Source organism: Priestia sp. RMT2NF4, from assembly GCF_047872835.1.
GTDB classification, from domain to species: domain Bacteria; phylum Bacillota; class Bacilli; order Bacillales; family Bacillaceae_H; genus Priestia; species Priestia zanthoxyli.
In genome coordinates this window covers 159,998-185,890 of record NZ_JBLQZO010000005.1, presented here as the reverse complement: position 1 = coordinate 185,890, position 25,893 = coordinate 159,998, and the positions used below count along the sequence as shown (strand labels likewise).

Here is a 25,893-nt window from a genome sequence, read left to right as displayed (position 1 = left end):
TTAGCTATACAAGCCTGCACACTATTTTATTATAACGTATATTCTGTATGGCTTGTTTAAGTGATGTTGAATTTGATTAATTGATGTCTTTTCATAAACATTTTATACTAATAGCAAGTAAACAGTACGTAAATACCCGTTTTTCTTCTATTTATAACGCTAAGGAGGATTTTTTGATTGTTATCACAATATTATACCGTAAAACAAGAAGGTTCACATGAAATCACTATTCAAAAATCTAGATTCATTTGTCATATGAAACGTGTAACAACTGAGGAAGAAGCCCAGCAATTTATTCAAGACATTAAAAAACAGCACTGGAATGCTACTCATAACTGTTCAGCTTACCTAATTGGAGAACGAGATCAATTTCAAAAAGCAAACGATGATGGAGAACCAAGTGGAACAGCAGGCGTACCAATGTTAGAAGTGCTTAAAAAGAGAGGCTTAAAAGATACGGTAGTCGTCGTTACGCGCTATTTCGGAGGTATTAAATTGGGCGCAGGTGGATTAGTGCGCGCGTATGGAAAATCCGTTTCCGAAGCGTTAAATGAATTAGGTACAGTCAAACGAACTCTCATGGCGGTTATGCATACAACCGTCGACTATACATGGCTTGGAAAATTAGAAAATGAGCTTCGCAGTTCCGTTTATCTATTAAAAGAAATCCACTACGCAGACATGGTAGAGATTGAAACATTTGTAGAGGAAGCTCAAACAGAAGCATTTACTGAATGGATGACCGAGCTAACAAACGGCCAAGCAGATATTCGAGCAGGTGAGACGACCTATTTAGAAGAAGATGTAGAATGAATTATTTACTCTTATTAAAAAACATTGTACAATTGATAAATAGCGCAACTATTCTGATGGTTGCGCTACTTGTCAATGAGTAAAAACCTCGTAAAGACGCATTGCTTTGACGAGTTTGATTCATACATTCCAATTTATAACACATACTAAGTGTCACAATAAGTGTTCGAATATACGAATAAAAGGAGAAACCGTATGGCTCAATATAGACGTTTTCAAAAAAGAGTAAACAAACGGAAAAGAAAACGAAGGCTTTTTACATTTTTTCTGTTACCTATCCTTATTTTAGGGCTTTCTGCAACCGCTTATGGCTCTTATTTATTTGTTAAGGCTAAAACAGTAGCTTCTGATTCTTATGAAGGACTTGGAGATCGCGATAACTCTCCTATGCGTGATCGTAAAATCGATCCCAAAAAAGATGATATATCCATTTTATTTATGGGCGTAGATGACAGTGAAACCAGGAAGTTCGGAAAATCAGCCCGTACAGATGCTTTGATTTTGGCGACCTTTAACGAAACAAATAAAACCGTAAAGCTTGTAAGCATACCTCGAGATTCGCGGGTTTATATACCTGAAGTGAACAAAAAAGATAAAATTACGCATGCGCATGCGTACGGAGGTCCAAAAGCAACTGTAGAAACGGTAGAACAGCTGTTTAATGTCCCTGTTGATTACTATGTTAAAGTGAATTTTAAAGCTTTCACAGACATTGTAGACTCACTTGGGGGAATCGATTTTGATGTACCTTATGCGATGAGTGAAAAGGACTCAAAAGATCGTCATAATGCTATTGTCTTAAAACCAGGAAACCAACATTTAAATGGTGAAGAAGCGTTAGCTGTTGCTCGAACACGAAAACAAGACAACGATATTGAGCGAGGAAAAAGACAGCAGCAGTTGATCGAAGCCATGATTAAAAAAGCTGCTTCCATTGGATCACTTAATAAATATGGCAATCTTATCGAAGCTGTTGGCGATAATATGAAAACGAATTTAATGTTCGGTGAAATGCTTTCGTTTTATGATTACGCTTCGAAAAAAGTAGACATCGAAACCATTAACTTAGACGGTAGCGATGAAAAAATTAACGGCGTTTACTACTTCAAACTAGACAATGATTCAGTGGAAAAAGTAAGTGAAAAGCTCCGCAAGCATTTAGGCATTGAATCAACTTCAGATACAACAGAATAATTAAAAAGACCTCTTGGATATCCAAGAGGTCTTTTTAATTAATTTTTTAAACGAAGCCCACGAACCATGTTAAGAATTGGCCTATATGTCTTATCAACTAATCCTATTTTTTCAACGATAATTTCAATCGCCACAAGGAGGATAGCTAGTACAAGAAAAGACCCCCACATTGTTTGTACCTTTGAAAAGATAACTGCCGCTAAGCCAAATATCGCACTCATTCCATAAATAATTAAAACCGTTTGTCTATGGCTGTACCCTAAGCGCAACAAGCAATGATGCAAATGAGATTTATCAGGAGCCGATAGCGGTTGATTTTTTACGATTCGGCGAATAATAGCAAAGAACGTATCTGAAATTGGTACCCCTAAAATAATAACTGGAACAATGAAGGAAATAACCGCTACATTTTTAAATCCTAACAGAGACAATACAGAAATCATATAGCCTAAAAATAGTGCTCCTGTATCGCCCATGAAAATCTTAGCGGGGTGAAAGTTGTAAAACAAAAATCCGAGCGTACTTCCCAATACGATGAAACCCATGCTTGTCACAAACACATTACCCATCATAATAGCCATACCAGAGATGGTAATCAATACAATAGAGGAAACGCCGGCAGCTAATCCATCCAATCCATCAATTAAATTAATAGCATTGGTAATTCCTACAATCCATAATACCGTAATTGGAATACTTAACATTCCGAATTCTAATTTTCCGCCAAACGGCAAGTTAATGAAGTCAATTTGGACTCCACCGTATACAACAACAATTAATGTCGCTACTAGCTGACCGCCTAATTTAATTTTAGCGGATAGCTCAATCATATCATCTAAGACACCGGTAATGATGATAATGATGCTTCCGATTAAAATCGGCAGCGCATATTTACTGTCAGGCTGTAAAACGAGGTATCCAATAAGAAAACTAAAAAATATCGCCAAACCTCCAAGGCGAGGCATAATTTTTTGATGAACTTTTCGTTGATTTGGTTTATCCGTTGCACCTATTTTAAACGCCAGCTTCTTAACCAGCGGAGTGATCAGAATAGATGTAATAAAACAAATAAACAAGGTCAAATATAGCATGGAGACCCTCCTCAGGTTTATGTTAACCAAAACCATAAAAAATGTATCCAACTTTATATAATTGGATAGTATTTCAAATTGCGTATAACAATAATTACTTACTTATTCCCAAAATGGATTATATCACAATGATTCTACTACTTAAATAGAAATTTATTCTCAAAAATTAGCACATTTACAAACTATTAATAGAAAAGAACTGTATTTTTTGGTGTATAAACAGCTGATTTACTTTATTCTTATGTGGTTATTTTATGTAGAACATTTTCTTTACTATATTTTATTAAAATATAAGCGAACTCCCCCCTTTTCGTCTAATTTATTCGTCATCTTTAACTCTTTTTCCTTTTTATTAAGCATATTTAAACCTTTATTTTTATTTCACATGGCCCCACTCATTATATGAACAAACTTTTGACCTATGCATGTCCACTACTTCAAACCACATTCGCTGAATCGTTGTCCTTATCTTATATCATTTAAAAGTTAAAATATAGTGAAATGGACAGAGATAAAATCAAACAAAAAAAGGAATTTTATCAAAAAAATGAAACTTTTTTTGATACGGTTCGTAATACATAGTAGAAACAGTATCAATCATCTTACATAAAGGGGGTGTTGAATGAACTATGTTTGGTCTATCTGTTCAAACAGTGTATTTGTATGGATTAATTATCTGCGGAAGTCTCACCTTCTTATACATTTTATTTAGCGATTTGTTAGATGGATTATCTGAAGCGATACCTTTTTTTAACCCCACTCTTCTTTTTTCTTTTTTAACATTCTTTAGTGCCAGTGGATATTTGTTCACCTATACGTCATTGCAAAATTATTGGATTATTTCGATTTCCGCTCTTATTGCCCTTCTACTCGTTATTTTGCTCAACGTTTTCGTATTGATTCCTTTATCATCGGCTGAAGAGTCTCTTGCTTTTACTGAAGATTCGTTAAAAGGAAGACTTGGTACCATTATTACTTCCGTTCCTGCAGATGGTTATGGAGAAGTATTTATCGAAGGGGTTAGCGGCACGATCTCCAAACCCGCTGCCAGCTTTAAAAACACTGCTATACCTTTAGGCAGCAAAGTGCTTGTGGTAGATATACAAAGGGGCAACGCACTCGTTGTGATTTACGAAGAAATTATGACCAATCACTCATTATAAATAGTATTAGGGGGAGTTTTATGTTTTCAACACCTATATTAGTTGTCGTTGGAATTGTTGTTTTTTTATTAATTGCGCTGATTGCCGTATTTATTACAAAATACCGTACAGCAGGTCCAGATGAAGCGTTAATTGTAACAGGGAGCTATCTCGGAAATAAAAACGTGCACGTCGATGAATCCGGAAACCGCATTAAAATTGTTCGCGGCGGCGGTACGTTTGTGCTGCCAGTTTTTCAGCAGGCTGAGCCTCTGAGCTTGTTGTCAAGCAAACTGGAAGTATCTACACCTGAAGTATATACAGAACAAGGTGTTCCAGTTATGGCTGATGGGGTATCAATCATCAAAATTGGAGGTTCTATTTCAGAAATCGCAACGGCCGCTGAGCAGTTTTTGGGCAAAGCAAAAGAAGATCGTGAAACCGAAGCTAGAGAAGTCTTAGAAGGTCACCTTCGTTCGATTCTTGGTTCTATGACGGTCGAAGAAATTTATAAAAACCGTGAAAAATTCTCTCAAGAAGTACAGCGCGTAGCTTCACAAGATCTAGCTAAAATGGGATTAATTATTGTATCGTTTACAATTAAAGACGTTCGGGATAAGAACGGCTATCTAGAATCGCTAGGGAAGCCTCGTATTGCTCAAGTTAAGCGAGATGCTGACATTGCAACAGCGGAAGCTGAAAAAGAAACAAGAATCAAGCGTGCCGAGGCTCATAAAGATGCCCAAAAAGCGGAGCTTGAGCGAAATACAGAAATCGCGGAAGCTGAAAAAATGAATCAATTAAAAACCGCTGAATATCGTCGCGAACAAGATATTGCCAAAGCTCGTGCTGACCAAGCGTATGATCTAGAAACAGCTCGCGCGAAACAAGATGTAACAGAACAAGAAATGCAAATCCGCATTATTGAACGTCAGAAACAAATTGAATTAGAAGAAAAAGAAATTCTTCGTCGTGAGCGTCAATACGATTCTGAAGTAAAAAAGAAAGCAGATGCAGATCGTTACTCTGTTGAGCAATCCGCAGAAGCTGAAAAAGCAAAACAGCTTGCGGAAGCTGACGCCAACAAATATCGAATTGAAGCAATGGCTAAAGCTGAAGCTGAACGCGTTCGAATTGATGGTTTAGCAAAAGCTGACGCTCAGCGTGCCCAAGGTGAATCTGAAGCTGAGATTATCCGCTTAAAAGGTTTAGCAGAAGCAGAGGCTAAACAAAAAGTTGCGGAAGCATTCGAGCAGTTTGGTCAAGCGGCTATTTTAGATATGATTATCAAAATGCTTCCTGAATATGCAAAACAAGTTGCAAGTCCTTTAGCAAATATCGATAAAATTACGGTTGTGGATACAGGAAGCAACGGTGAAAACAGCGGAGCTAATAAAGTGACTGGTTATGCAACAAACTTAATGTCTTCTCTTCAAGAATCGCTGAAAGCATCCTCAGGTATAGATGTAAAGGAATTGATTGAGAACTTTTCTGGAAAAGGAAATGTGCGCCAGAGCTTGCACGAACTAACGGATGAAATCAAGCAACAAAACAAAAAAGAAGATATCTAAAAATAAAAAGCATGCGGATATCATCCGCATGCTTTTTTAACCTCTTAACACTCGAAGAAGAAACCTAGGCAATTCTAACTGACGCTTCCATCTCCATGGTTCTTTTAATAGTCGATAAAGCCACTCTAAACCAAATTTTTGAAAAACAGCCGGTGCCCGGTTCAATCGTCCTGAAATAACATCAAACGAGCCGCCTACGCCTTGATAAACAGAAGGATTGAGTTTTTCTTTATGAGCAATAATCCAATTTTCTTGCGCTGGACTGCCTAAAGCGACAAACACAATTTCTGCTCCTGAATCATTAATCGTACGTTCAATGACTTCTTCATTTTTTTCATAGCCATTTAATGTTCCAACAATTAAAATCCCTGGAAACATCTCTTCCAATTTAGCTTTGGCTTCATCTGCAATGCCAGGCTTGGCTCCGTATAAAAAAATTCTTTTACCGTTATTAGTTGCTTCTTTGCACAGCTTCAGCATCATATCAATACCCGTTACACGCTCACGAATACGTCCCTTTTTGAGCTTTGAAGCTAAAATCACACCGATTCCATCTGGAATTTGATAAGTCGCTTGATTTAACAGTGACTTTAGTTCCTGATCTTCTTGTGCTTTCATAATTTTTTCAGGATTGATTGCTACAATAAATGATTTTCGGCCTTTATCTATATCCTGAAGTAACTTTGCCGCTAGCTCATCGTACGTGTCGCTACAAACGTCTATTCCTAAGATGTTTTCCTTCATTAAATCACCCGTATGTTGATTTTTTAGTTTTTTACAAACGAAAGACAGGCTGTTCAGCCCGTCTTTTTATAAAGTAGAAACTTTTGAATCACCAAGTAACACTACGTCAAAGCCTGCTGCTTTCCATTGATCACGCTGAATGCAGTTTTTCGTATCAAAAATAATCTTTGTACGCATATGATTTTCAACAGCTGATGGAAGAAGCTCTTTGAACTCATTATGATCTGTTAAAATAAGAATCACATCTGCATGTGCAACAGCTTCATCCAAACTTTGCGTCTGACGTTCGATTTTATTCTCTTTGATATGAGGATCAAATGCTGTGTAATCAACACCTAGCTTTTCTAAGTGATGAAGCACATCCGTTGATGGACTTTCACGCATATCATCAATATTTCCTTTAAAAGCTAAACCTAAAACAGCTACACGTCCATGTTGAATGCCCTTCTCATCTAGTAGGCTTTTCGTTTTTAATGCTGTATATTCAGGCATTGAATCATTTGTCTGACGAGAAAGAGAAATAATTTTCGCAAGTTCTGGCTGAAGCTCCGTTAAGAACCAAGGGTCAACAGCAATACAGTGGCCGCCCACACCAGGACCTGGTAAATGGATGTTTACACGTGGATGATAGTTCGCTAACTTAATCGCTTCCCACGCATTTACACCAATTTTTTCACTGATTTTTGCCAGCTCATTTGCAAAGGCAATGTTCACATCACGATATGTGTTTTCAATTACTTTCACCATTTCAGCTGTTGTAGCATCCGTTACGTGAATATTTCCTTTTACAAATGTTTTATAAAGCTCAACAGTCAAGCGACTGGACTCTTCGTTAATACCACCGACAATACGGTCATTATTTACTAGTTCCTCAAATACTTTTCCTGGAATAACACGTTCAGGTGAGTGAGAAACAAATAACTCACTGCCTAATTCTAAACCAGTTTCTTTTAGCACAGGTAGCATAACGTCTTCTACTGTACGCGGAGGAACTGTGGATTCTAAAATAACTAAATTTCCTTTACGAACGTAAGGAACAATTGATTTTGTCGCTTCTCGAACATAGTTCAAGTTTGCCGTTTTATCTTCATTAATTGGTGATGGTACAGCAATAATAAAAATATCCGCCTCTTCAGCTGTTGTGCCTACCGTAAAGTGGCCGTTGTCAACTGCTGATTCTAAACGTTCTTGTAAGCCATTTTCTTCTATATGAAGTTGCTTATTTTTAATTAATTCTACTGCTTTTTCATTTACGTCAACACCATGTACATATAAGCCGTGATTGGCAAACATAACAGCTGTCGGTAAACCTATATATCCTAAACCAACTACACACAATTTCTTTGTCATTGCAGAAAATCTCCTTTATATGACATGCTTAATAAATAAAACCTATCTGATATTATATCGAAAAATGTCATTTCATGATAGCATTTATATAAAAACATGAAATAATTTCTTTTACTTATTATTATGTAACATTTTATGAGAATTCATCAATAAACGATATAACCATCTTTTGTACAACGGGCTCTAACCCAAAAGAACTATTGAAAATCTCCATGATTCCCAATAGTTCTCCTAGTAAATCTATTTTTACATATGCCCTTCTTTTTCGACAATTTCTTTAAAATAGCTCACTAACTCTTCTCGCAGCGGTTCTCTTTGTAAGGCTAAATCAATTGTTGCTTTAATGAATCCAAATTTATCTCCAACATCATAACGTTTTCCTTCGAAATAATAAGCAAGAACACGTTGAAATTCATTCAGACGTAAAATAGCATCTGTTAATTGAATTTCTCCTCCTGCACCAATCTCTTCTCTGCTTAAGATATCAAAAATTTCCGGTGTTAAAATATAGCGCCCCATAATTGCATAGCCTGAAGGGGCATCTTCTGGATTCGGTTTTTCAACGAGCGTTTCTACGTCTAATAATCCTTTTTCAAGAGGCTCTCCTTTAGGACCTACAATTCCGTACTTTGAGGTTTCTTTCCTAGGCACCTCCTGTACACCAACTACAGCGCATTCATATTTTTCGTATACGTCCATTAACTGTTTCAAACAAGGTGTTTCTGATTGGACTACATCATCCCCTAGCATAACAGCAAACGGTTCATCTCCGATAAAACTTCTTGCACAGTGAATGGCATGACCTAATCCTTTAGGTTCCTTTTGACGAATATAGTGAACATTAGCCAAATTCGAAATCCCCTGCACTTCTTCAAGCATGTCCCACTTTTCCTTTGCCGCTAATGTTTCTTCTAGCTCATATGATTTATCAAAATGATCCTCGATTGCTCGTTTTCCGCGACCGCTTACAATTAAAATATCTTCAATACCTGATGCTACTGCTTCTTCCACAATGTATTGAATCGTTGGTTTATCTACAATTGGCAGCATTTCTTTAGGCTGTGCTTTTGTAGCCGGCAAAAAGCGTGTCCCTAATCCAGCTGCTGGAATAATAGCTTTACGAATTTTCACTTACTTTTCCTCCTGTCAATGTCAATCGTGCTTATTGGTTATAGTATAGTAAGTCTTCGATTGAGTATGTACACAAAGTCATGTTGAATCCATTTCTTTTTATAAAGAGTCATGTTGGATTCTGCTTTATCATAACAAAAGATTTTGTATAATTCTATTTTTATCATTTATAATGAAAAGAAAATTAATCACTTATAAATATAATTTTATGTTCCACTTATGTATAGAAAGGAATGGGATTATGAGTTCGTTTTCAGATCACTTACAGCACCAATTTATACATCATTTCCCGTACAGTGATGCACGCTATCGTACAAATGCCCAAGCAGGACTAGACCTTTACCGTACCCATTCATTCTTCATTTTGCACAATGATGAACAGATATTAAACGTTAAAATCGATTCGTTTTATGTTGAACTAAACAAACAGCTGCTCCCTGAAAGTACCTGTTCTTGTCAGCATAACGGATTTTGTGAACACTGCTTTGCAGCGTTTTTTTATATGTATTCATTAATAGAACCGCTTTCGCCCCTATTCAAAGAATGGCGAAACCATGAGAAAGAAGCTTTGACTATGCTATCTGCCAAACAAGTGTTAAAAAAACCCAAGGCAACTTTTCAAGAGTGGAGACAAACTTTTGAGGAGCAGTATACGCTTTTTATGCAGGGGCGGAACGAAAATGACCGGTCCATTTATCATGAATATTATCAGTACTATTACCGTTCTTTAGTGAAAAAAGCTCCTGAGCATCCATTGCTTTATGCTTTATTTTGTATCTATGGAGCGGTTCATACATTTTATAAACTATCAGCTCAATTACAGGCACATCAGCTTTCTACTAACATCGAGGAATCATTCGTATATAGTCACGTCTACAAAATAACAAATGAAATTTATGCTACCGCTGATTCATTAAAGCAAACGAAATACGATCGGGATGCATTATCTATTATAGAGGACAGCATCCCATACATCCGAGAATTATTGCATAATGATATACCTTTACAATATGAGCGTATTGAAATTTATCGGGTTATTTGGCAAAAAGTCTTCACGTTAGAAAGATGGCGAAAAAATGAGGAACGCGAATTAAAAGCCAAGCATGGTTCTTTTATAAATAATACAGCTCTTTCCTATCTTTTATTTCTTCAAGAAAAAGATAGAGAAGCAAAAGAACGTTTGAGCGATGGAACATTACAAATGATTCCCTATCTTATCCCTTGGTTAAATGATTTATTGCACGAAAAAGAAACTGACCGCTTTGCTCAGTGGGGCTCTTATATAATGACCTATATAGGAGATTACGTACGCACCGTTCCAACTACTTATCAAGGAAGCCGAAATATGGTCTCCATGATTGTAAATTTATTTCAGCACTATAAAGACTTAACGAACGAGCAAACTTTGTATACTGAAGCATTGCAAACATTACTTCCCTATAGTTTTATTGAATACAGTGATTTTCTATATGCTTCTAACCAATTAAAAAAATGGGTTGAATTACAGGTGCTTCTTCAATATGACAGCATCAAATATGACGAGCAAACGATAGAGGCCTTAAAACAAAAAGATGAAAAGCTGGTTATTCCTCTTTATCATCAAATGATTTCAAAGCTGATTTATGAAAAAAAGAAAAGCAGTTATCAAGAAGCCTATATCTACTTACAAGAATTAAAAAGACTTTATCTACAAATGAATCGCTCTCTACTATGGGAACATTATATAGAAGAATTAGCGATAAAAACGAAGAAACAGCGCGCATTTCAACAACTATTAGAAAAAGGAGATTTACTGAATGTTTGATTTGTTTCATTTAACACTTGAAGTCGAACCTGTACACGATGACTTTTTTCTCTACTGTGTATCACCTAGCGGCCAAATTTTGCTCCCTGATACATGGAAAGATGCGCTGTTTCTATGGCATGAACAGACCTATTACGGAAGTGAAGCTACACAGGTTGAGATTAATGGAAAAAAAGGAATTCTTCTTTCTGCATGGCAAATGTTCACTTTCATACAATCACCTATTCAACAGCATGTGTTGAAACCGGCTTTGTCCGCTTCAGCGGAAGATTATCAGCAAATTGCAGTCGATATGACAAAGAAGATTATCCAAGGGAAATTTCATTCTCTTCCTTTAAAAAAACAAATGACTGGATCGCTTTCACAAGCTGATGAGCAAGAGTGGCGAGCACAAATTAAAGAGAGCCTATTAAAAAAAGAAGGAAAAGACTTTTTAATAAGCATAGGAGGCGAGAGCTATAATCCTCCCTTTGACCTTTCATTGCGTGTTGTAGAGCCAACGACCGATGGAGATGTATGGACGGCTGAAACATTTGTGATTCCCCACGATGAAGCCAAAGAACCTTTTATACTGGGAAGAACACTTCCTAAAGAGTGGAATCACTACGAATCATATATCGCTTACGAACACGAACGATGGAAAGCATTGGCTCCTACTTTATACCAAAAAGGAGCGTTTATTCAGTCTGTCCTAACAGATGAGGAAGTATGGGAATTTCTAACTCAAGATAGTGCAGCATTGATTGAACAAGGTGTCTCTATCCATTTGCCAAGCTGGTGGGAATCATTAAAAAAAGCCACCATAAAAGTATCTGGCGCTATAGAAAATACTTCATCTGCATTGTTTGGTAAACAAGCTATCAGCAGCTTCCGCTGGTCATTTTCTATTGGCGATCAAACTTTTTCAGAAGAAGAGTTTCGGAAATTAGTCGAACAAAAACGCCGATTATTATCTATTAACGGACAGTGGATTCAACTGGATTCTAGATTAATTAAACAAGCGCAGAAAATTGTTAAAGAAGCTAGTAAAAAAGGCGTCTCAATTCATGAAATTTTAAAAACGAAGCTAACCTACATGGCAGACAGTAAAACTGATGAAGAAGAGGTAAAAGTTGAATTCCAACTCCCCGCTTCCTTTCAATCATTTATTACATCCTTAACGGATTTAGAACGGCTGCCGGAAGTGCTGCCTCCCTCTGAATTTAAAGGGATATTAAGACCTTATCAGCAGCAAGGCTTGAATTGGCTCATGTTTTTGAGAAAGTTTAACTTAGGAGGATGTCTAGCAGATGACATGGGGCTAGGTAAAACCATTCAATTAATTAGTTATTTAACAAACATTCATCAGTTACATAGCTTTCCTTCTCTTATCGTTTGCCCAACTTCTTTAATTGGAAACTGGGAAAAAGAATTACAGAAATTTGCCCCTTCTCTTCGTGTTCATGTTCATTACGGGCCGAAAAGAACCGGCGGAGATGCATTTGAGAAGATATGTGAAAGTACTGACGTGGTGATTACGACTTATCAAGTTGCCCTTTTGGATGTCGAATTGTTGAAAGGGTTTATATGGAACAGCATTTCCTTAGACGAAGCGCAACATGTTAAAAACCCGCAGACTAAACAGGCGAGAGCCATTCGTCAGCTGCAAGGAAGACACAAAATTGCGCTTACTGGAACTCCAATTGAAAACCGTCTGCTGGAACTATGGTCATTATTTGAATTCATCAATCCCGGTTACTTAGGAACAATCAATTCATTTAAAAACCGATTTGTAGCCGGCATTGAAAAAGGCGAGAAACCTGAACGAACTGTTGAGCTTAAAGCACTCATTCAACCTTTCTTATTGAGAAGAACAAAACAAGATAAAAGCATCGCCCGCTCACTGCCTGATAAACAAGAACAAAAAGAATATATCCCGCTGACAGCGGAACAAGCTTCACTTTACCAGGAGCTAGTTCAAGAAATGCTTCAAGAAACAGAGGAAAAAACAGGATTTGAACGAAAAGGCATGATTTTGCAAACACTAAATAAGCTAAAATTATTATGCAATCATCCAGCTTTGTACTTAAAGGAAAGTGCAGCTAAACAAACGGTACGGCGATCTCATAAAAGTGAAAAAATTATTGAACTCGTAGAGAGCATTCGCACACAGCAAGAAAGCTGTTTAATCTTTACTCAGTATATTGAAACAGGACTCATGCTACAAAGAACCTTAGAAAAAGAAATCAACGAGCCGGTTTTATTCCTTCACGGAAGTTTGTCAAAAGAGCAAAGAGATGAAATGGTTGCTCAATTTCAAGCAAGGAAAAAAGCCATCTTTATCCTTTCTCTTCGCGCAGGTGGAACTGGATTGAATTTAACAGCTGCAAATCACGTTATTCATTTTGACCGATGGTGGAACCCAGCCGTTGAAAACCAGGCAACCGATCGGGCCCATCGCATTGGTCAGAATAAATTTGTTCATGTTCATAAATTCATTACAAGAGGAACGATTGAAGAAAAAATTGATGAAGTGATCAATCAAAAACAACATCTCAACAATGAACTCATCCAAGGAGATCAATGGGTAACAGAACTTTCGAATAAAGAGCTACAAGAGCTTCTTGCTTACAGAAATGAATAAGAAAAATTATAAAATGTGTTACACCGTTACCAAAAAGAGGACTTTTTTACTTGTCCTCTTTTTTTATTAGATCATTCGACACAAAAAAATAAGTGTAAATCGTTCTTCAACTACTGATAAAGATACAAAAAACGCGATAAATATCGTTTTTTGAATAAAAAGGTATTTTTATAGCGAAAAAGACCCTTTACTTTCTCTTTAAATTCCAGCATATTTATACATATAATATTTTTGTAATTTAATAGACATATTGGAAAAATAAACACGAAACATTTACATAATTAGGGGGATTTATTAATGAAAAAAAGGCAGCTCGCTTTATCTCTAGGCGCCATTGTTGGCGGGACATTCTTATATCAAGCTTCAGCTGAAGCATCTGCTTCAACTGTTCAAGTGAAAGCTGGAGATACACTTTGGTCGTTATCTACTAAATATCATACAACGATAGAAGCTTTAAAAAGCGTAAATAAGTTATCTTCAAATACAATTCGCATAGGACAAACGTTATCGATTCCTTCTGCTTCAACCTCTCAACCATCTAATAAGGAAGAAAAGCCTTCAGCTCCTGCTACTGGTTCAACCTATAAAGTTCAAAGCGGCGATACCCTTTGGAAAGTGGCTACTCGTTTTAATATGAGCGTAGAAGAATTAAAACGTTTGAACACTCTTTCTTCCAACATCATTTATATTAACCAAACGTTAAAAGTAAATGGAAGCAACAGCGCATCGACTCCAACTACGAGTAAACCAGCAGAAACTCCTTCTAAGGATGCAAACGGAACTTACAAAGTTCAGCGTGGAGATAGCCTGTCTAAAATAGCTTCGGCATTTCACATGAGCGTGAGCGAATTAAAACAAATAAATGGATTAACGTCTAATACGATTTATGTAAATCAACAATTAAAGGTATCAAAAAGCGCTCAAACAACTACGCCAACAACAAAACCAAGTACATCAACACCTTCAACTTCTAGCGGAACATTAAATGTATCGCAAATGATTTCAGATGCAAAACGTTATATGGGTGTTCCTTACAAATGGGGTGGCACAACTCCTTCTGGTTTCGACTGCAGCGGATTCATTTATTACGTAATGAAACAACAAATTTCTACAACGCGCTATACGACGGCTGGTTATTGGAGTGTATCAACACCCGTAAGTAATCCACAGCCTGGTGACCTAGTGTTTTTTAATACATATTCTAGCGGCCCTACACATATGGGCATTTACCTTGGTAATCGTCAATTTATTCATGCTGGATCTTCTACCGGTGTAACCATTGCAAGCTTAGATAACAGCTACTGGAGCAAGCGCTACTTGGGTGCAAAAAGGTTTGCTAAATAACTGATAGAAGCTGAGACAAGAGTATGTTAGCTGAAGGAAGATCCGAATGAGTTTGATTCTTGATGGAGAATCAAACTCATTCGGATCTTTTCATTAAAAAAACCGTTAAATAATTTAACGGCTGAAATAGAGGAATAATTCGGGGATAGTGAATACTTTAATTTTCTCTCTTGAGAATATAGAAAGAGCCTTGCTCTTAAGGAGGATCTATCTTCTATTATGATAGATAAGGGGAATTAAAACCTTAGCTGAACTAATCACCCCCTTTCATACTAGATTACTTTATTCTTCTTGTTGATTTGAACCAAATGAAGAAGAATCAGATGGCTTTCCACTTAAAAATTTAACCGCATCAGCCACAACGTCGGTCATATATACTCGTTGCTGAAGATTATTTTCAAATGTGCGCGTTTGTACACGCCCTACCACGCCTACAACCGCTCCTTTATCACAGTAAGCAGCTGTATTTTCTGCATTTTTTCTCCACAGAGTAATGTTGACAAAATCAGCATCATATTCACCTTCAACATTTCGAAACGTTCGATTAATTGCTAACGTAATAGTAGATACGGCAATCCCTTCATGGGTATATCGAAGCTCCGGCTTTTTTGTCAGTCTTCCTACAAGAACAATATGGTTAATCATAGTCTACCACTCCAACTGATTGAATAATGGGAATCTTTAAGCTCATTCATGTTATAATATGGATAACCTACTATTTACGTAAAGGAGGAAACATCAATGAAAACATTTAAACTTGTGTCATTTCAATTGGTTGATGATCAAGAAAAGCGTCAGTCTGTCTCACTAACTAATGGCCTTATTATTAATAAAGAAGACGGCGAAAATAACTGGATTTTAGAAGCAGTTATCGATAAGAAATGGTACGATGAATTTCATGTTTTGTTGAAAGATAAACAAAAAGTGACGGTAGAAGCTAAAATTACGAAAGAAACAAATGATCCAGCTACCTTTATAGCTACCGTGGCTTCCATTACTTCAATTGGTGAAAATCGTATTAGTTTGTTGATGAAAGGTGTTTTAAAAGAACGGAGACTTCATTATGCTGAAATGCTCTTAGAGGATTTAATTAACCAAGGGTTATCAGGTCAAGATTTACTTCAACAGTTCAAACTGCAGCTTCGAAACAGACCGGTAAAAAGTACATCTAAAAAATAAGTCAAGTCATCTCAAGGTGTCTGGATTTAAAAGAGAGGATTATTGTTTGAGGTCTTTTTCGTTGGTCCATGAGAAGGGTAAAGAAAAGAGAACTCACTGGAGAGGTACCTTTCTTTTTTTCCTAAAAATAAATGTGCATGACTAGAACGTTTGAAGCGATTATCTCTTATGCGAGCACCTTGCCTTTTCAAATAAAAATTTGTCATTTTTTCACTCCTTTTTCTTTGTAATTCGTATATTAATGCATTTTTCCCCGTTATTCAACCATTTTTTTCAATATACCGAACAAAAAATAGGATTTTTTTACTATAAAAACCTCTATTTTTGTTCTTTTTTTTATATCCATGCAGAAAAATGAATCTTTTTAGAGAAAAAAAAGAAATAAAAACAGGTTTTATTCCCTCTATTGCAGAAAGTAAAGTGTATATGTTTCATATTGTGCAAATTAAGCATGTTACAAAGAACATGAACTACATTCGAACAATAAGACATATACTTATCTTTACGAAATCAGGTGATGCATATGAAAGATTTTGGAGAAAGAATTAAACATTTCAGACTAAAAGGAGGATTTTCACAAGAAGAATTAGCAAATCAGTTGAATGTTTCTCGTACAACTATTTCAAAATGGGAATGTTCGAAACAAACGCCTTCCATTTTTGATTTTCTATCTCTATGTAATTGTTTTCAAATTACGCTCGACCAACTTATTGAGCCTTCCTCTTATAAACAAGATTATTTACATGACTTCCAACTTCTTTACTTAACAAGAAAACGTGAATCGGATTCACAGGAAAATACCATTTTAACCCTCATAGATAAACAGCCCTTATTAAAACATGTGCTCTTACAATTTTCATCTCTGTCACCAACTCTTCAAAAAGAGTTGCTAACGGATATTATACCTTTATTAAAGAAACTTTTTTCTGCTTTGCAGCGCCAATAAAAAAAGCTGCATCAGCAGCTCTTATGTACTATTCTTTTTTATCGCCTAAAGCAAACATAATATCTGTTTCGCAGACTAACTCTCCATCTACAGTTGCGATACCTTTTCCTTTGCCAATAGATCCACGCGCACGTACAATTTCAACCTCTAAACGCAGTTGATCACCAGGTCTTACTTGCTTTTTAAAACGGCAGTTGTCAATGCCTGCAAAAAATGCTAAACGTCCTTGATTTTCCTCTTTTTTTAGCATAGCTACTGCTCCTACCTGAGCCAAAGCTTCTACAATTAAAACCCCTGGCATCACAGGATAGTCAGGGAAATGCCCGTTAAAAAATTCTTCATTGGCAGATACGTTTTTTAAACCAACTGCTTTTTTTCCCTCTTCCACTTCTAAAATACGATCGACCAATAAAAATGGATATCGGTGTGGAATAATTTCTTTAATTTGTTCAATATCAAGCATAAATAAGTCTCCTTTCAAACCGCATGTAACATACGATACTATTATCAATATACAGAATGCTCAATTGAGAAGCAACTACTTGCTTAAGCTCTGATTCCATTCACCAAGCCCATCATTTGGTCTGCAATTGAAATAGAGCGGGAATTAAACTGATACGCACGTTGGGCAATGGACATATCAGTGAGTTCTTTGCTCAAATCTACATTTGACTGTTCCAATTTCCCTTGATCTACGCCTGCTGTTTCTCGAGCTTTTCCAGTCAGATCTGTAAACATATTCGGTTGGTTCATCCCAGCTGGAAAAGCAAATAGATTTTCTCCTTTAGCTTCTAGCTCCTGCGGCTTTTGGACATTTGTTAACCCAAGGGTAAACTGGTCAACGCCCGTATTCGTAGTAACCGTTATCGTTCCACTTCCATCAATCTGTATATCTTTAAATGCGTTACTGAAAATAATAGCTTGACCATTTTCCCCCAGCACATCCTGGCCAGAACCGTTTACTAATTTAACATTGTTGGGGCCTTCAGGCCTAAGGTGAAATGAACCATCTCGCGTATATTGTACAGGCTGTTCGGAATCGTTTACGGCAACTTGAAAATAAACGTTTGGATTTGATGCAGCTACATCTAATGGTTTGTCTGTATTTTCAAAAGCACCTTGCGTCATATTTAAGCGTGTTTGGTCTAGATAAGCTCCTGAACCTTGTCGAATTCCAGACGGTGTAAGCCGCTTTTCTGTTCCCTGGTCTACTTGATTATTTACTTGTTGATACAGCATATCGTTAAATGAAGCGTCTCTCGATTTATATCCTGTCGTATTTGTATTAGATAAATTGTGACTGATGACATCAAGCTGCTGCTGTAGCTGCCCCATTGTATTAGCCGCTGTTATCATTGTACGGTTCATTCTCTTCATCTCCCCTGTTGCTTTTAGCGCACACGTCCAATTTCATTTGCCGCTTTATCCATGCTTCTATCGTAAGCTTGCATTATTTTTTGATTTGCTTCAAAAGCTCTGTAAGCTGTTAGTAAATCCGTCATACTTTGAGCAGCATCTACATTGGAACGTTCAACAAATCCTTGCTTTAACTGATAAGAAATGCCTGGATTATTTCTTGCTGAAGGCAAGGACTGATTGTTCAACGTTTCATACAATCCATTCCCTGCCTTTTTAATCGTTTGTAAATCACTAGAATAAGCAATACCGATTTGTGCAATCTGCTGATTATTTTCCGTTACGTTACCCTGTGAATCAACTGTAAAGTTTTCACTTTTCAGTTGAATTGGCTGATTATTTGTATTTAATACATAAGCTCCCGTAGACGTAGTTAAAAACCCTTCTTGATCTAATGTAAAATTACTGTTTCTTGTATATTGAGGCGTATTATTAGGGCTTTGTACCACAAAAAATAGGCCGCCCTCTTTTGTAGGCATATTTTGCTCCATCAATGCAATATCAGTTGATTGAGACGTTTGCTGAAGATCACCTTGTGTAAAATTTGGAACTGTTTCTTGCATATACACACCCGTATTAATTGTACCTATGTCTTTTTTGTTCTGAACAGAGATGTTACGGTCAGTGGGTAAATCTTCAGATGCCATTCGCTGCAGTAACATATCAGGAAATGCCTTTAACGTACCTTGATCTGCTTTAAATCCTGGCGTATTAGCATTTGCTATGTTATTCGTTAATAAGTCAGTTTGACGCTGCTGAGACAGCATACCCGCTGCTGCCGTGTAAAACCCTTTAAACATACTTCATCCTCCTTACAAGTAAACGTTGTTCGTTATAGCCGGCTGACAGAGTATAATAAATAAAAGAAGAGACTCCTCTGTATGAAACGAGCCAATAGAGGAGTCTTCATTTATTTAAACAATATTGCGACGAGATAGTTTATCAATATTATCAAGCATAATACCTGTTCCAACAGCTACACAACCCATTGGATTTTCTGCAATTAGCACAGGCACCTTTAATTCTTCCGCTAACAGCTGATCCATACCGTGAAGCAATGCTCCACCGCCAGTTAAAATAACGCCTCTGTCTATAATATCGGCAGAAAGTTCGGGAGGTGTACGCTCTAATACACTTTTCGAAGCTTGTACAATGACGCTGACAGACTCTCTAAGTGCCTCCTCTACTTCCTCAGAATAAACAGTAACCGTACGAGGTAAGCCTGAAACCATGTCTCGCCCTCGAATGTCCAGCTCTTCATTACGAGCTTTAGGAAACACTGTGCCAATTTTCACTTTAATTTCTTCTGCTGTACGCTCTCCAATTAAGAGCTTATATTTTTGCTTAATGTACTGCAAAATTTCGGCATCAAAACGATCACCAGCCATCTTAATAGAAGCTGCTGTTACAATATCGCCCATTGAAAGGACAGCCACATCGGTTGTACCTCCACCAATATCTACGACCATGTTTCCGCTCGGCTGAAAGATATCCATTCCAGCGCCAATAGCCGCGACTTTTGGTTCTTCTTCCAAATAAATGGTTTTTCCACCGCTTTTTTCAGCAGCTTCGCGAATTGCTTTTTGTTCAACAGAGGTAATATTTGTTGGACAACAAATTAAAATACGAGGCTTGGATAAAAAACCTTTTACATTTAATTTATTAATAAAGTGTTTGAGCATAGACTCGGTAATTTCGAAGTCAGCGATAACGCCATCTTTTAATGGACGAATGGCAATAATATTACTGGGCGTTCTTCCTACCATACGTCTCGCTTCTTCCCCTACTGCTAGCACTCTATTTGTATTTTTATCAATCGCCACAACAGACGGTTCATTTAACACAATTCCTTTGCCTTTAACGTGAATTAAGACGTTAGCTGTACCTAAATCGATACCAATGTCTTTTGCTAACATACCTTAAATCCTCCTTCTATTTACATATCTTTGCATGATAACCATTCTTTTTTCCTAATTTACTATTTTATCACAATTTGTATATGTATGTTGTTATTAGCAAAAATATTTATTATATACCTATTTTATCCAAAAATTAAAATGCCCTATACTACCTCTATAAAAAAGGCAATATCGGGCATTCTTTTACTTTACAGTTTCTTCTTCTTTTTTGTACTTTAATTTTGTTGCTTCTCCTCCACGCAAATGCCGAATAGATTTATGGTAATCAAGAATTTCTTTTACTTCATTTGCTAACTCAGGATTTATTTCTGGTAGACGCTCTGTTAAATCTTTATGGACAGTACTTTTCGAAACGCCAAATTCTTTCGCAATTACACGAACTGTTTTCTTTGTTTCTACAATATACTTTCCAATCTTGATAGTTCTCTCTTTGATGTAATCGTGCACACTACTCGCCCTCCCCAAATTGGATATGAGAAGTATCCAAGGGAATGTATATATTATCCCTTTTCTAACATTCTCTTTATAGGTTTGTAACAGTTTATTAGCTTGTGTGCAGATATATGCTAGAAAAGTCAGTAAGGACAAGTGATTTCTTATATTTTTTTTGAAAATTTAGTGTTTTTTATTTACTTTTTTAACATAATGCATCTCATTTTAGAAAAATTCATAAAAAAAGAAGCTCGGTTTTATCCAGCTTCTTTTCGTATTTATGGTCTTGCTTTATGCATTTGGTTTAGACGTATCTGTTGAAGGTTGTTTTGAATCTTTATCTTCTTTAGTCTTTTCATCAGATGATTTTTCGCTATCCTTTGATTCTTCAGAAGAAGAGTCGTCTTTTGGTTCTGTCACTTCAGCTGCTTTGACTTCTTTGATAGAACTAACCGATTTTCCAAAATAACTGCTTGGATTAATTGCTACACCATCTTTACGAACTTCAAAGTGCACATGTGTTTTTGCTTCTTGATTATATAAGCTTTTTCCAGCTTTTGCGATCGTTTGGCCTTGTTTAACAATATCTCCTACTTCTACATCAGCTTTCTCAAGAGATTGATACTGTGTTACTAAACCATCTTTGTGATCAATTTCTACTACATAACCTAGTAAAGGATCTTTTGTTGCTTTTGTTACTGTACCGCTAGCTGCTGCTACAACATCAAATGATTTATCTCCCTTAACAGCTAAATCAACACCTGTGTTTGGATGATACGTATTGTTGTAGAAAACTAGTGCTTCTTCTTGTTGTTTTTCAGATGCTTGATCGTCGTAGAAAGGCTTTTTCACGATAGCTGATGCTTCACTAGCAACTGGCATTTTTAAATTTTCAAGCGAAGCATTTACCTCTACAGCGTCGTCTCGATAAGCCGTACCGTCTTGGCTATAGCCGCTTTTGTCTTCTTTGCTAATATCATTTCCATTAGCTTGAAACCAAAGGACTGCTGTAAGAATAATTGCTGCACTCGCTAAATAGATAGCCGGGAACACCCAACGCTTTCTAACTAATTTTTGAACTTTCGATTTTGGAGAAGTACGTTTCTTTTCTTCCTCTCTCATATATCATCACCTCAGCAATCAGTCTGAACACAATTGAATGAATATATACACAGCGATAAAAAATTTTTTTCGATTATTTTTCAACAGATGAATCTAAAATATACATTTTATTTAAAAAAAGTGAAAAACATAAAAAAGACCCTGCTATAAGGGTCGTTGAATTAGCGTTTAGCTGTCAATTGTGCAACAAACTGATCGTTAGGAGTAATCGCAACACCTGTATAATAATGAGTAACAATATCTTTATACGTTTTTCCTTCCAGTGCCATACCATTTGCTCCGTACTGACTCATCCCAATACCATGTCCATATCCTTTTGTATTGATGATAATTTCATTCCCTTTTTTTGTCCAATGAAAGTCGGCTGACGATAAATCCAGTTTTTCCCGAACATCTTTTCCCGACAGTTCTTTACCGTTTATCTTTACGTAATCTACGCGCTGCCCCGGCGTTCTAGAGACGATTTCACCTACTGATCCACTGTTTGTTAATTTCACTCCAAGCCTCTGTTCAAAGCTAGCAACAGACATTACTTTCTGATTTGTAAATTCAGGAGACTTTTTATCCCATGGACTAGCTACACTTTTTAGATAAGGAATGGAATTCTTCCAATACGCTTCTGAATTTTCAGTGTAACCATTGCTGGTAGAAAAGAACGTAGCATTAATTGGCTTATTTTTATACGTAAGAATTTGACCTTGGGTGTCCTTCACTGCTTCTTGAATTTTTTTGATTTTCCAATCATAGTCTTTGTTCCATCGGCTTCTTAGCTCATGTTTATTTAAATATACTTGGTACTCTACGGTATCAGTCACATCCGCTCCTTGGGGAAGATGACTATTTCCATTCATCATAGTTTGCACAATATAGGTTCTGGCTGCCAAACTTTGAGCCTTAAGTGCTTCAAGTTCAAAAGTAGCAGGCATTTCAGCTGCTACTACCCCTACAAGATAGTCTTCGAGCGGCAGTTTTTCTACTTTTTTCGTTTCCGTACGATAAACACTGACATCAAGAGGAGACGCTGTCACTTTTTGTAGTTTTTCGGTTTTTGGGGTCTGTTTGACATTTTCATGTAGCTTTCCATCTGTCTTTTCAGTAAAAGGAACAACGAGAAGTGTTGGGATGAGTAACACAACGAAAAAAAAGATGACTCCTAGTACGACGATTGGCTTTGCTTGTTTCATGAACGCCTAGCCTCCATATCTATTATTTTGACAAGGAACACCTATATCCCTATATTCCATATGTATGGAGGTGGACAACCTTTTATGACAGCAAACCGGCCATAAGGGTCGTCCAACGACAAAAAAAGCATCTCGCTATGAGATGCTTTTTTATGACATATTTACTTGACGTCTGAAGCCTGTTGAGTTTGTTCTACCTGCTTTGTTTCGTCATTTACACGTTCAATATCAGCGCCTAAAGCGGCTAATTTATTGTGGAAATTTACATAACCACGATCAAGGTGTTTTAATTCCGTTACACGCGTATAACCGTCTGCTACAAGTCCTGCTAATGTTAACGCTGCTGCTGCACGAAGATCTGTTGCTGCTACTTCAGCGCCTTGTAGTTGAGAAGGTCCGTTAATAATAACAGAGCGTCCTTCAATTTTAATATCAGCGTTCATGCGGCGAAACTCTTCTACGTGCATAAAGCGGTTTTCAAAAACTGTTTCTGTAATCATACTTGTGCCTTCTGCTGCTAATAATAATGCCATCATTTGAGATTGCATATCCGTAGGGAACCCTGGATGAGGCATTGTTTTAATATCTACTGATTTTAGCTTTTCAGGTCCTACAACACGTAAGCCGTCGCCTTCTTCAGTAATTTCAACACCCATTTCTTCCATTTTAGCAACAAGTGAACTGATGTGCTCTGCTACTGCACCGCGTACAAGTACGTTTCCACCTGTAATAGCTGCTGCTACCATGAATGTTCCAGCTTCGATACGATCTGGAATAATTGCATGTTCTGCACCATATAATTTATTAACACCTTCAATACGGATCGTACCAGTTCCTGCACCGCGAACTTTAGCGCCCATTGCGTTTAAGAAGTTTGCTAAGTCGACAATTTCAGGTTCTTTTGCTACGTTTTCCATAATTGTAGTGCCTTCCGCTAATGCTGCTGCCATCATAATATTTTCTGTGGCACCTACACTTGGGAAGTCTAAATAAATTTTAGCACCTTTTAGTCTTCCTTCAACTTTTGCATCAATAAAACCATTTCCTACTTGAACTTTAGCACCCATTGCTTCAAAGCCTTTAAGGTGCTGATCAATCGGTCTTGATCCAATCGCACATCCACCAGGTAAAGCTACACGAGCCTCACCCATACGCGCCAATAAAGGACCCATTACAAGTACTGAAGCGCGCATTTTTCTTACATATTCAAAAGGTGCATCTGTTTTTAACTCTCTTGATGCATCTACAACTACACGATTTGTTTCAAAATCTACTTCTGCATTCAGATGTCTTAAAACTTCGCCAATCGTAAATACATCGGAGAGAGCTGGTACATCATTTAGAATTGTTTTTCCTTCACTAGCTAATAAGGTTGCAGTGATAATAGGTAAAACGGCGTTTTTTGCTCCTTCAACTTTAACTGTACCGCTTAATCTATTTCCACCGCGGACGATGATTTTTTCCAAGGTATTCCCCTCCGCGTCCATTTTCTCTATATTAATATTCAGACGTAATGATAGGTGTGCCAACAACTATGGTTGTTTGACCGCCCATTCTTGTCTTGCGTAATGCAATTTGTAAGTTCATTTCCTGCTTTTTCGTTTGAAGAGCTTCTTTCCACAGTCCAGTATATGCTGAAACAGAGGTAAATGACTCTTCCACTAGAGATTCCACTGGTTTAGCATTGAAAGCTCGTAATAGGTCTTGAATTTCAACAGACAAAACACTTTCCATCTTATCATTGATTTCCCCTGTTGCACAAGAGAAAATTATGGGTTCTGACAGGAAAATTTTTTCATAATTTGTCTGAAATACATTTTGAAAATGGGTCATATTTTTTTCTTTTAAACCTTGTCCCGTTACATGATACGATATGTACGCATTGCTGTGTTCATCGATCGCATAAGTTAACAGAATGACTTCGTTCACATCTTCACTTTTGCGTGTACCTATTGCTTTCCATAGGTCTCTTTCCCTCTTCACTTCCCATTTAAAACCTCTAAAATTACTTTTAATACTTTCAGCTTGCGAATAAAAGGTTTTTTGGTCAGTAACAGCTTTTACTTCTTCTCTTGCATACAACGATACTTCAGTTAACGAAACATGCTGCTTATTTAAGGTGTGAACAATCTTCTCAATAGTAGTTTCATTGTTTTGGGCATTGCTCACATAACTTCCATGATATACGAATAAGCCAGTAATGAAAATAGCCAAAAAGACACTAATTTTTTTAAACATTTCGCCACTCCCTCTCCGTACTCATCAGTCTTTCCAGAAGGCGATGATACATACATGAAAAGGGTCGTCATATTTAGACATAGCGACATACATTAGCGTATAAATTCGTATATCTTCAACGAATGAACGTCTATTTTATCATAGACTCATAGCCTTCCAATCATTGAAAAAATGAGGGAATGCGCTGTGACCAAAATAAATAATCCAAAAAGAAATTACTTACTGTTGATGAAATAGTAATGGTCAATAAAATAAGCATTAATTTTGCTTGAAACACATGATTAGGTTTCATCAGCTTTTCAATTTGAAAGCCTTGCAAAGCATACCAAGTAATCACAATAAAAATCAAATGTGAAATCATGGTTAGTAACGTTTGCTGCTCAATTCCTCCAAACAATAAAAGCACTCCTTTTAAACACCATATGAAAAGAAGAGACGATCATCGTCTCTTCTTTTCATATTAAAGCACACTTATGCAAATTCGTAAACGGTAACATGAAAAACATTTATTTTATTCCCTATTTTAAGATCCTTTTCCATTATTAAGAAAAATAAAGAAGACGGATACGCTTAGTTAAATGGAATATATAATCATAGACGAATGCTATTTGCTCTTCCTCTTTTATATAATAGAGCAAAAAAGCCCTCTC

24 protein-coding genes are annotated in these 25,893 nt (G+C 36.8%); 9 read left to right on the top strand and 15 right to left on the bottom strand.

Annotated features, from left to right (window positions below):
• Positions 1 to 177: 177 nt before the first annotated feature.
• Together ACMX9J_RS20345 and ACMX9J_RS20340 are read left to right on the top strand one after the other, a co-directional pair.
• Entirely contained in the window at positions 178 to 813 is a 636-nt protein-coding gene (locus tag ACMX9J_RS20345; RefSeq protein ID WP_013085443.1) for a YigZ family protein, read from the top strand.
• 195 nt (positions 814 to 1,008) lie between these two features.
• On the top strand, positions 1,009 to 2,007 hold the full coding sequence (locus ACMX9J_RS20340; protein ID WP_028412005.1) for an LCP family protein: 999 nt from the start codon (positions 1,009 to 1,011) through the stop codon (positions 2,005 to 2,007).
• Positions 2,008 to 2,045: 38 nt separating this feature from the next.
• Here the strand turns inward: ACMX9J_RS20340 and ACMX9J_RS20335 are convergent, their stop codons facing one another.
• Positions 2,046 to 3,098 (bottom strand): glycosyltransferase family 4 protein, encoded by a 1,053-nt coding sequence (locus ACMX9J_RS20335; RefSeq protein ID WP_013059776.1) that lies wholly within the window; start codon positions 3,096 to 3,098, stop codon positions 2,046 to 2,048.
• A gap of 629 nt (positions 3,099 to 3,727) precedes the next feature.
• Between ACMX9J_RS20335 and ACMX9J_RS20330 the strand changes: the two genes are divergently transcribed.
• Both ACMX9J_RS20330 and ACMX9J_RS20325 read left to right on the top strand, forming a co-directional pair.
• A complete protein-coding gene (locus ACMX9J_RS20330; protein ID WP_416226126.1) occupies positions 3,728 to 4,261 on the top strand; it encodes a hypothetical protein in 534 nt (177 codons plus the stop codon).
• A gap of 20 nt (positions 4,262 to 4,281) precedes the next feature.
• A complete protein-coding gene (locus tag ACMX9J_RS20325; protein WP_028412004.1) occupies positions 4,282 to 5,811 on the top strand; it encodes a flotillin family protein in 1,530 nt (509 codons plus the stop codon).
• 36 nt (positions 5,812 to 5,847) lie between these two features.
• Here the strand turns inward: ACMX9J_RS20325 and ACMX9J_RS20320 are convergent, their stop codons facing one another.
• The 3 genes from ACMX9J_RS20320 to galU all read right to left on the bottom strand — a co-directional run bounded on the left by ACMX9J_RS20320 (position 5,848) and on the right by galU (position 9,036).
• Positions 5,848 to 6,555 carry a WecB/TagA/CpsF family glycosyltransferase gene (locus ACMX9J_RS20320; protein ID WP_028412003.1) on the bottom strand — a complete coding sequence of 236 codons (708 nt, stop codon included), beginning with the start codon at positions 6,553 to 6,555 and terminating at the stop codon, positions 5,848 to 5,850.
• Positions 6,556 to 6,621: 66 nt separating this feature from the next.
• On the bottom strand, positions 6,622 to 7,905 hold the full coding sequence (locus ACMX9J_RS20315; protein ID WP_028412002.1) for a nucleotide sugar dehydrogenase: 1,284 nt from the start codon (positions 7,903 to 7,905) through the stop codon (positions 6,622 to 6,624).
• A gap of 246 nt (positions 7,906 to 8,151) precedes the next feature.
• Positions 8,152 to 9,036, bottom strand: a complete 885-nt coding sequence (gene galU, locus ACMX9J_RS20310; RefSeq protein WP_416226125.1) for a UTP--glucose-1-phosphate uridylyltransferase GalU — start codon at positions 9,034 to 9,036, stop codon at positions 8,152 to 8,154.
• A gap of 241 nt (positions 9,037 to 9,277) precedes the next feature.
• Here galU and ACMX9J_RS20305 point away from each other — a divergent pair, with 241 nt between their 5' ends.
• The 3 genes from ACMX9J_RS20305 (at position 9,278) to ACMX9J_RS20295 (ending at position 14,807) form a co-directional block, all read left to right on the top strand.
• Positions 9,278 to 10,840 carry a hypothetical protein gene (locus ACMX9J_RS20305; RefSeq protein ID WP_048021738.1) on the top strand — a complete coding sequence of 521 codons (1,563 nt, stop codon included), beginning with the start codon at positions 9,278 to 9,280 and terminating at the stop codon, positions 10,838 to 10,840.
• On the top strand, positions 10,833 to 13,463 hold the full coding sequence (locus ACMX9J_RS20300) for a DEAD/DEAH box helicase (protein WP_049166295.1): 2,631 nt from the start codon (positions 10,833 to 10,835) through the stop codon (positions 13,461 to 13,463). The genes ACMX9J_RS20305 and ACMX9J_RS20300 overlap by 8 nt, the downstream gene beginning before the upstream one ends.
• 297 nt (positions 13,464 to 13,760) lie before the next feature.
• Positions 13,761 to 14,807: a LysM peptidoglycan-binding domain-containing protein gene (locus ACMX9J_RS20295; RefSeq protein ID WP_028411998.1), complete on the top strand. Its 1,047-nt coding sequence runs from the start codon at positions 13,761 to 13,763 to the stop codon at positions 14,805 to 14,807.
• A 282-nt stretch (positions 14,808 to 15,089) separates the two neighbouring features.
• Here ACMX9J_RS20295 and ssb read toward each other — a convergent pair whose 3' ends face one another.
• A complete protein-coding gene (gene ssb, locus ACMX9J_RS20290) occupies positions 15,090 to 15,452 on the bottom strand; it encodes a single-stranded DNA-binding protein (RefSeq protein WP_028411997.1) in 363 nt (120 codons plus the stop codon).
• Positions 15,453 to 15,548: 96 nt separating this feature from the next.
• Between ssb and ACMX9J_RS20285 the strand changes: the two genes are divergently transcribed.
• Complete coding sequence (locus ACMX9J_RS20285; protein ID WP_028411996.1) at positions 15,549 to 15,986, top strand: YwpF-like family protein; 438 nt, start codon at positions 15,549 to 15,551, stop codon at positions 15,984 to 15,986.
• Between the two features lie 523 nt (positions 15,987 to 16,509).
• Positions 16,510 to 16,932 (top strand): helix-turn-helix domain-containing protein, encoded by a 423-nt coding sequence (locus tag ACMX9J_RS20280; protein ID WP_028411995.1) that lies wholly within the window; start codon positions 16,510 to 16,512, stop codon positions 16,930 to 16,932.
• Positions 16,933 to 16,960: 28 nt separating this feature from the next.
• Here ACMX9J_RS20280 and fabZ read toward each other — a convergent pair whose 3' ends face one another.
• The 10 genes from fabZ to ACMX9J_RS20230 all read right to left on the bottom strand — a co-directional run bounded on the left by fabZ (position 16,961) and on the right by ACMX9J_RS20230 (position 25,640).
• Entirely contained in the window at positions 16,961 to 17,395 is a 435-nt protein-coding gene (fabZ, locus tag ACMX9J_RS20275; RefSeq protein ID WP_013059788.1) for a 3-hydroxyacyl-ACP dehydratase FabZ, read from the bottom strand.
• Between the two features lie 83 nt (positions 17,396 to 17,478).
• Positions 17,479 to 18,300 carry a flagellar hook-basal body protein gene (locus ACMX9J_RS20270; protein WP_033580402.1) on the bottom strand — a complete coding sequence of 274 codons (822 nt, stop codon included), beginning with the start codon at positions 18,298 to 18,300 and terminating at the stop codon, positions 17,479 to 17,481.
• A gap of 23 nt (positions 18,301 to 18,323) precedes the next feature.
• The gene (locus tag ACMX9J_RS20265) at positions 18,324 to 19,148 is read right to left on the bottom strand and encodes a flagellar hook-basal body protein (RefSeq protein WP_416226124.1); all 825 of its coding nucleotides are present in this window, start codon (positions 19,146 to 19,148) and stop codon (positions 18,324 to 18,326) included.
• A 114-nt stretch (positions 19,149 to 19,262) separates the two neighbouring features.
• Positions 19,263 to 20,264, bottom strand: a complete 1,002-nt coding sequence (locus ACMX9J_RS20260) for a rod shape-determining protein (protein ID WP_013059791.1) — start codon at positions 20,262 to 20,264, stop codon at positions 19,263 to 19,265.
• Between the two features lie 186 nt (positions 20,265 to 20,450).
• The gene (gene spoIIID / locus ACMX9J_RS20255) at positions 20,451 to 20,714 is read right to left on the bottom strand and encodes a sporulation transcriptional regulator SpoIIID (protein ID WP_013059792.1); all 264 of its coding nucleotides are present in this window, start codon (positions 20,712 to 20,714) and stop codon (positions 20,451 to 20,453) included.
• A gap of 276 nt (positions 20,715 to 20,990) precedes the next feature.
• A complete protein-coding gene (locus ACMX9J_RS20250; RefSeq protein WP_028409695.1) occupies positions 20,991 to 21,821 on the bottom strand; it encodes a M23 family metallopeptidase in 831 nt (276 codons plus the stop codon).
• 161 nt (positions 21,822 to 21,982) lie between these two features.
• Positions 21,983 to 23,005, bottom strand: a complete 1,023-nt coding sequence (gene spoIID / locus ACMX9J_RS20245; RefSeq protein WP_416226123.1) for a stage II sporulation protein D — start codon at positions 23,003 to 23,005, stop codon at positions 21,983 to 21,985.
• Between the two features lie 161 nt (positions 23,006 to 23,166).
• A complete protein-coding gene (murA, locus tag ACMX9J_RS20240; protein ID WP_028411990.1) occupies positions 23,167 to 24,471 on the bottom strand; it encodes a UDP-N-acetylglucosamine 1-carboxyvinyltransferase in 1,305 nt (434 codons plus the stop codon).
• A 31-nt stretch (positions 24,472 to 24,502) separates the two neighbouring features.
• Positions 24,503 to 25,243, bottom strand: a complete 741-nt coding sequence (locus ACMX9J_RS20235) for a YwmB family TATA-box binding protein (RefSeq protein ID WP_028411989.1) — start codon at positions 25,241 to 25,243, stop codon at positions 24,503 to 24,505.
• 160 nt (positions 25,244 to 25,403) lie between these two features.
• Positions 25,404 to 25,640, bottom strand: a complete 237-nt coding sequence (locus tag ACMX9J_RS20230; protein ID WP_013059797.1) for a DUF1146 family protein — start codon at positions 25,638 to 25,640, stop codon at positions 25,404 to 25,406.
• Positions 25,641 to 25,893 lie beyond the last annotated feature (253 nt).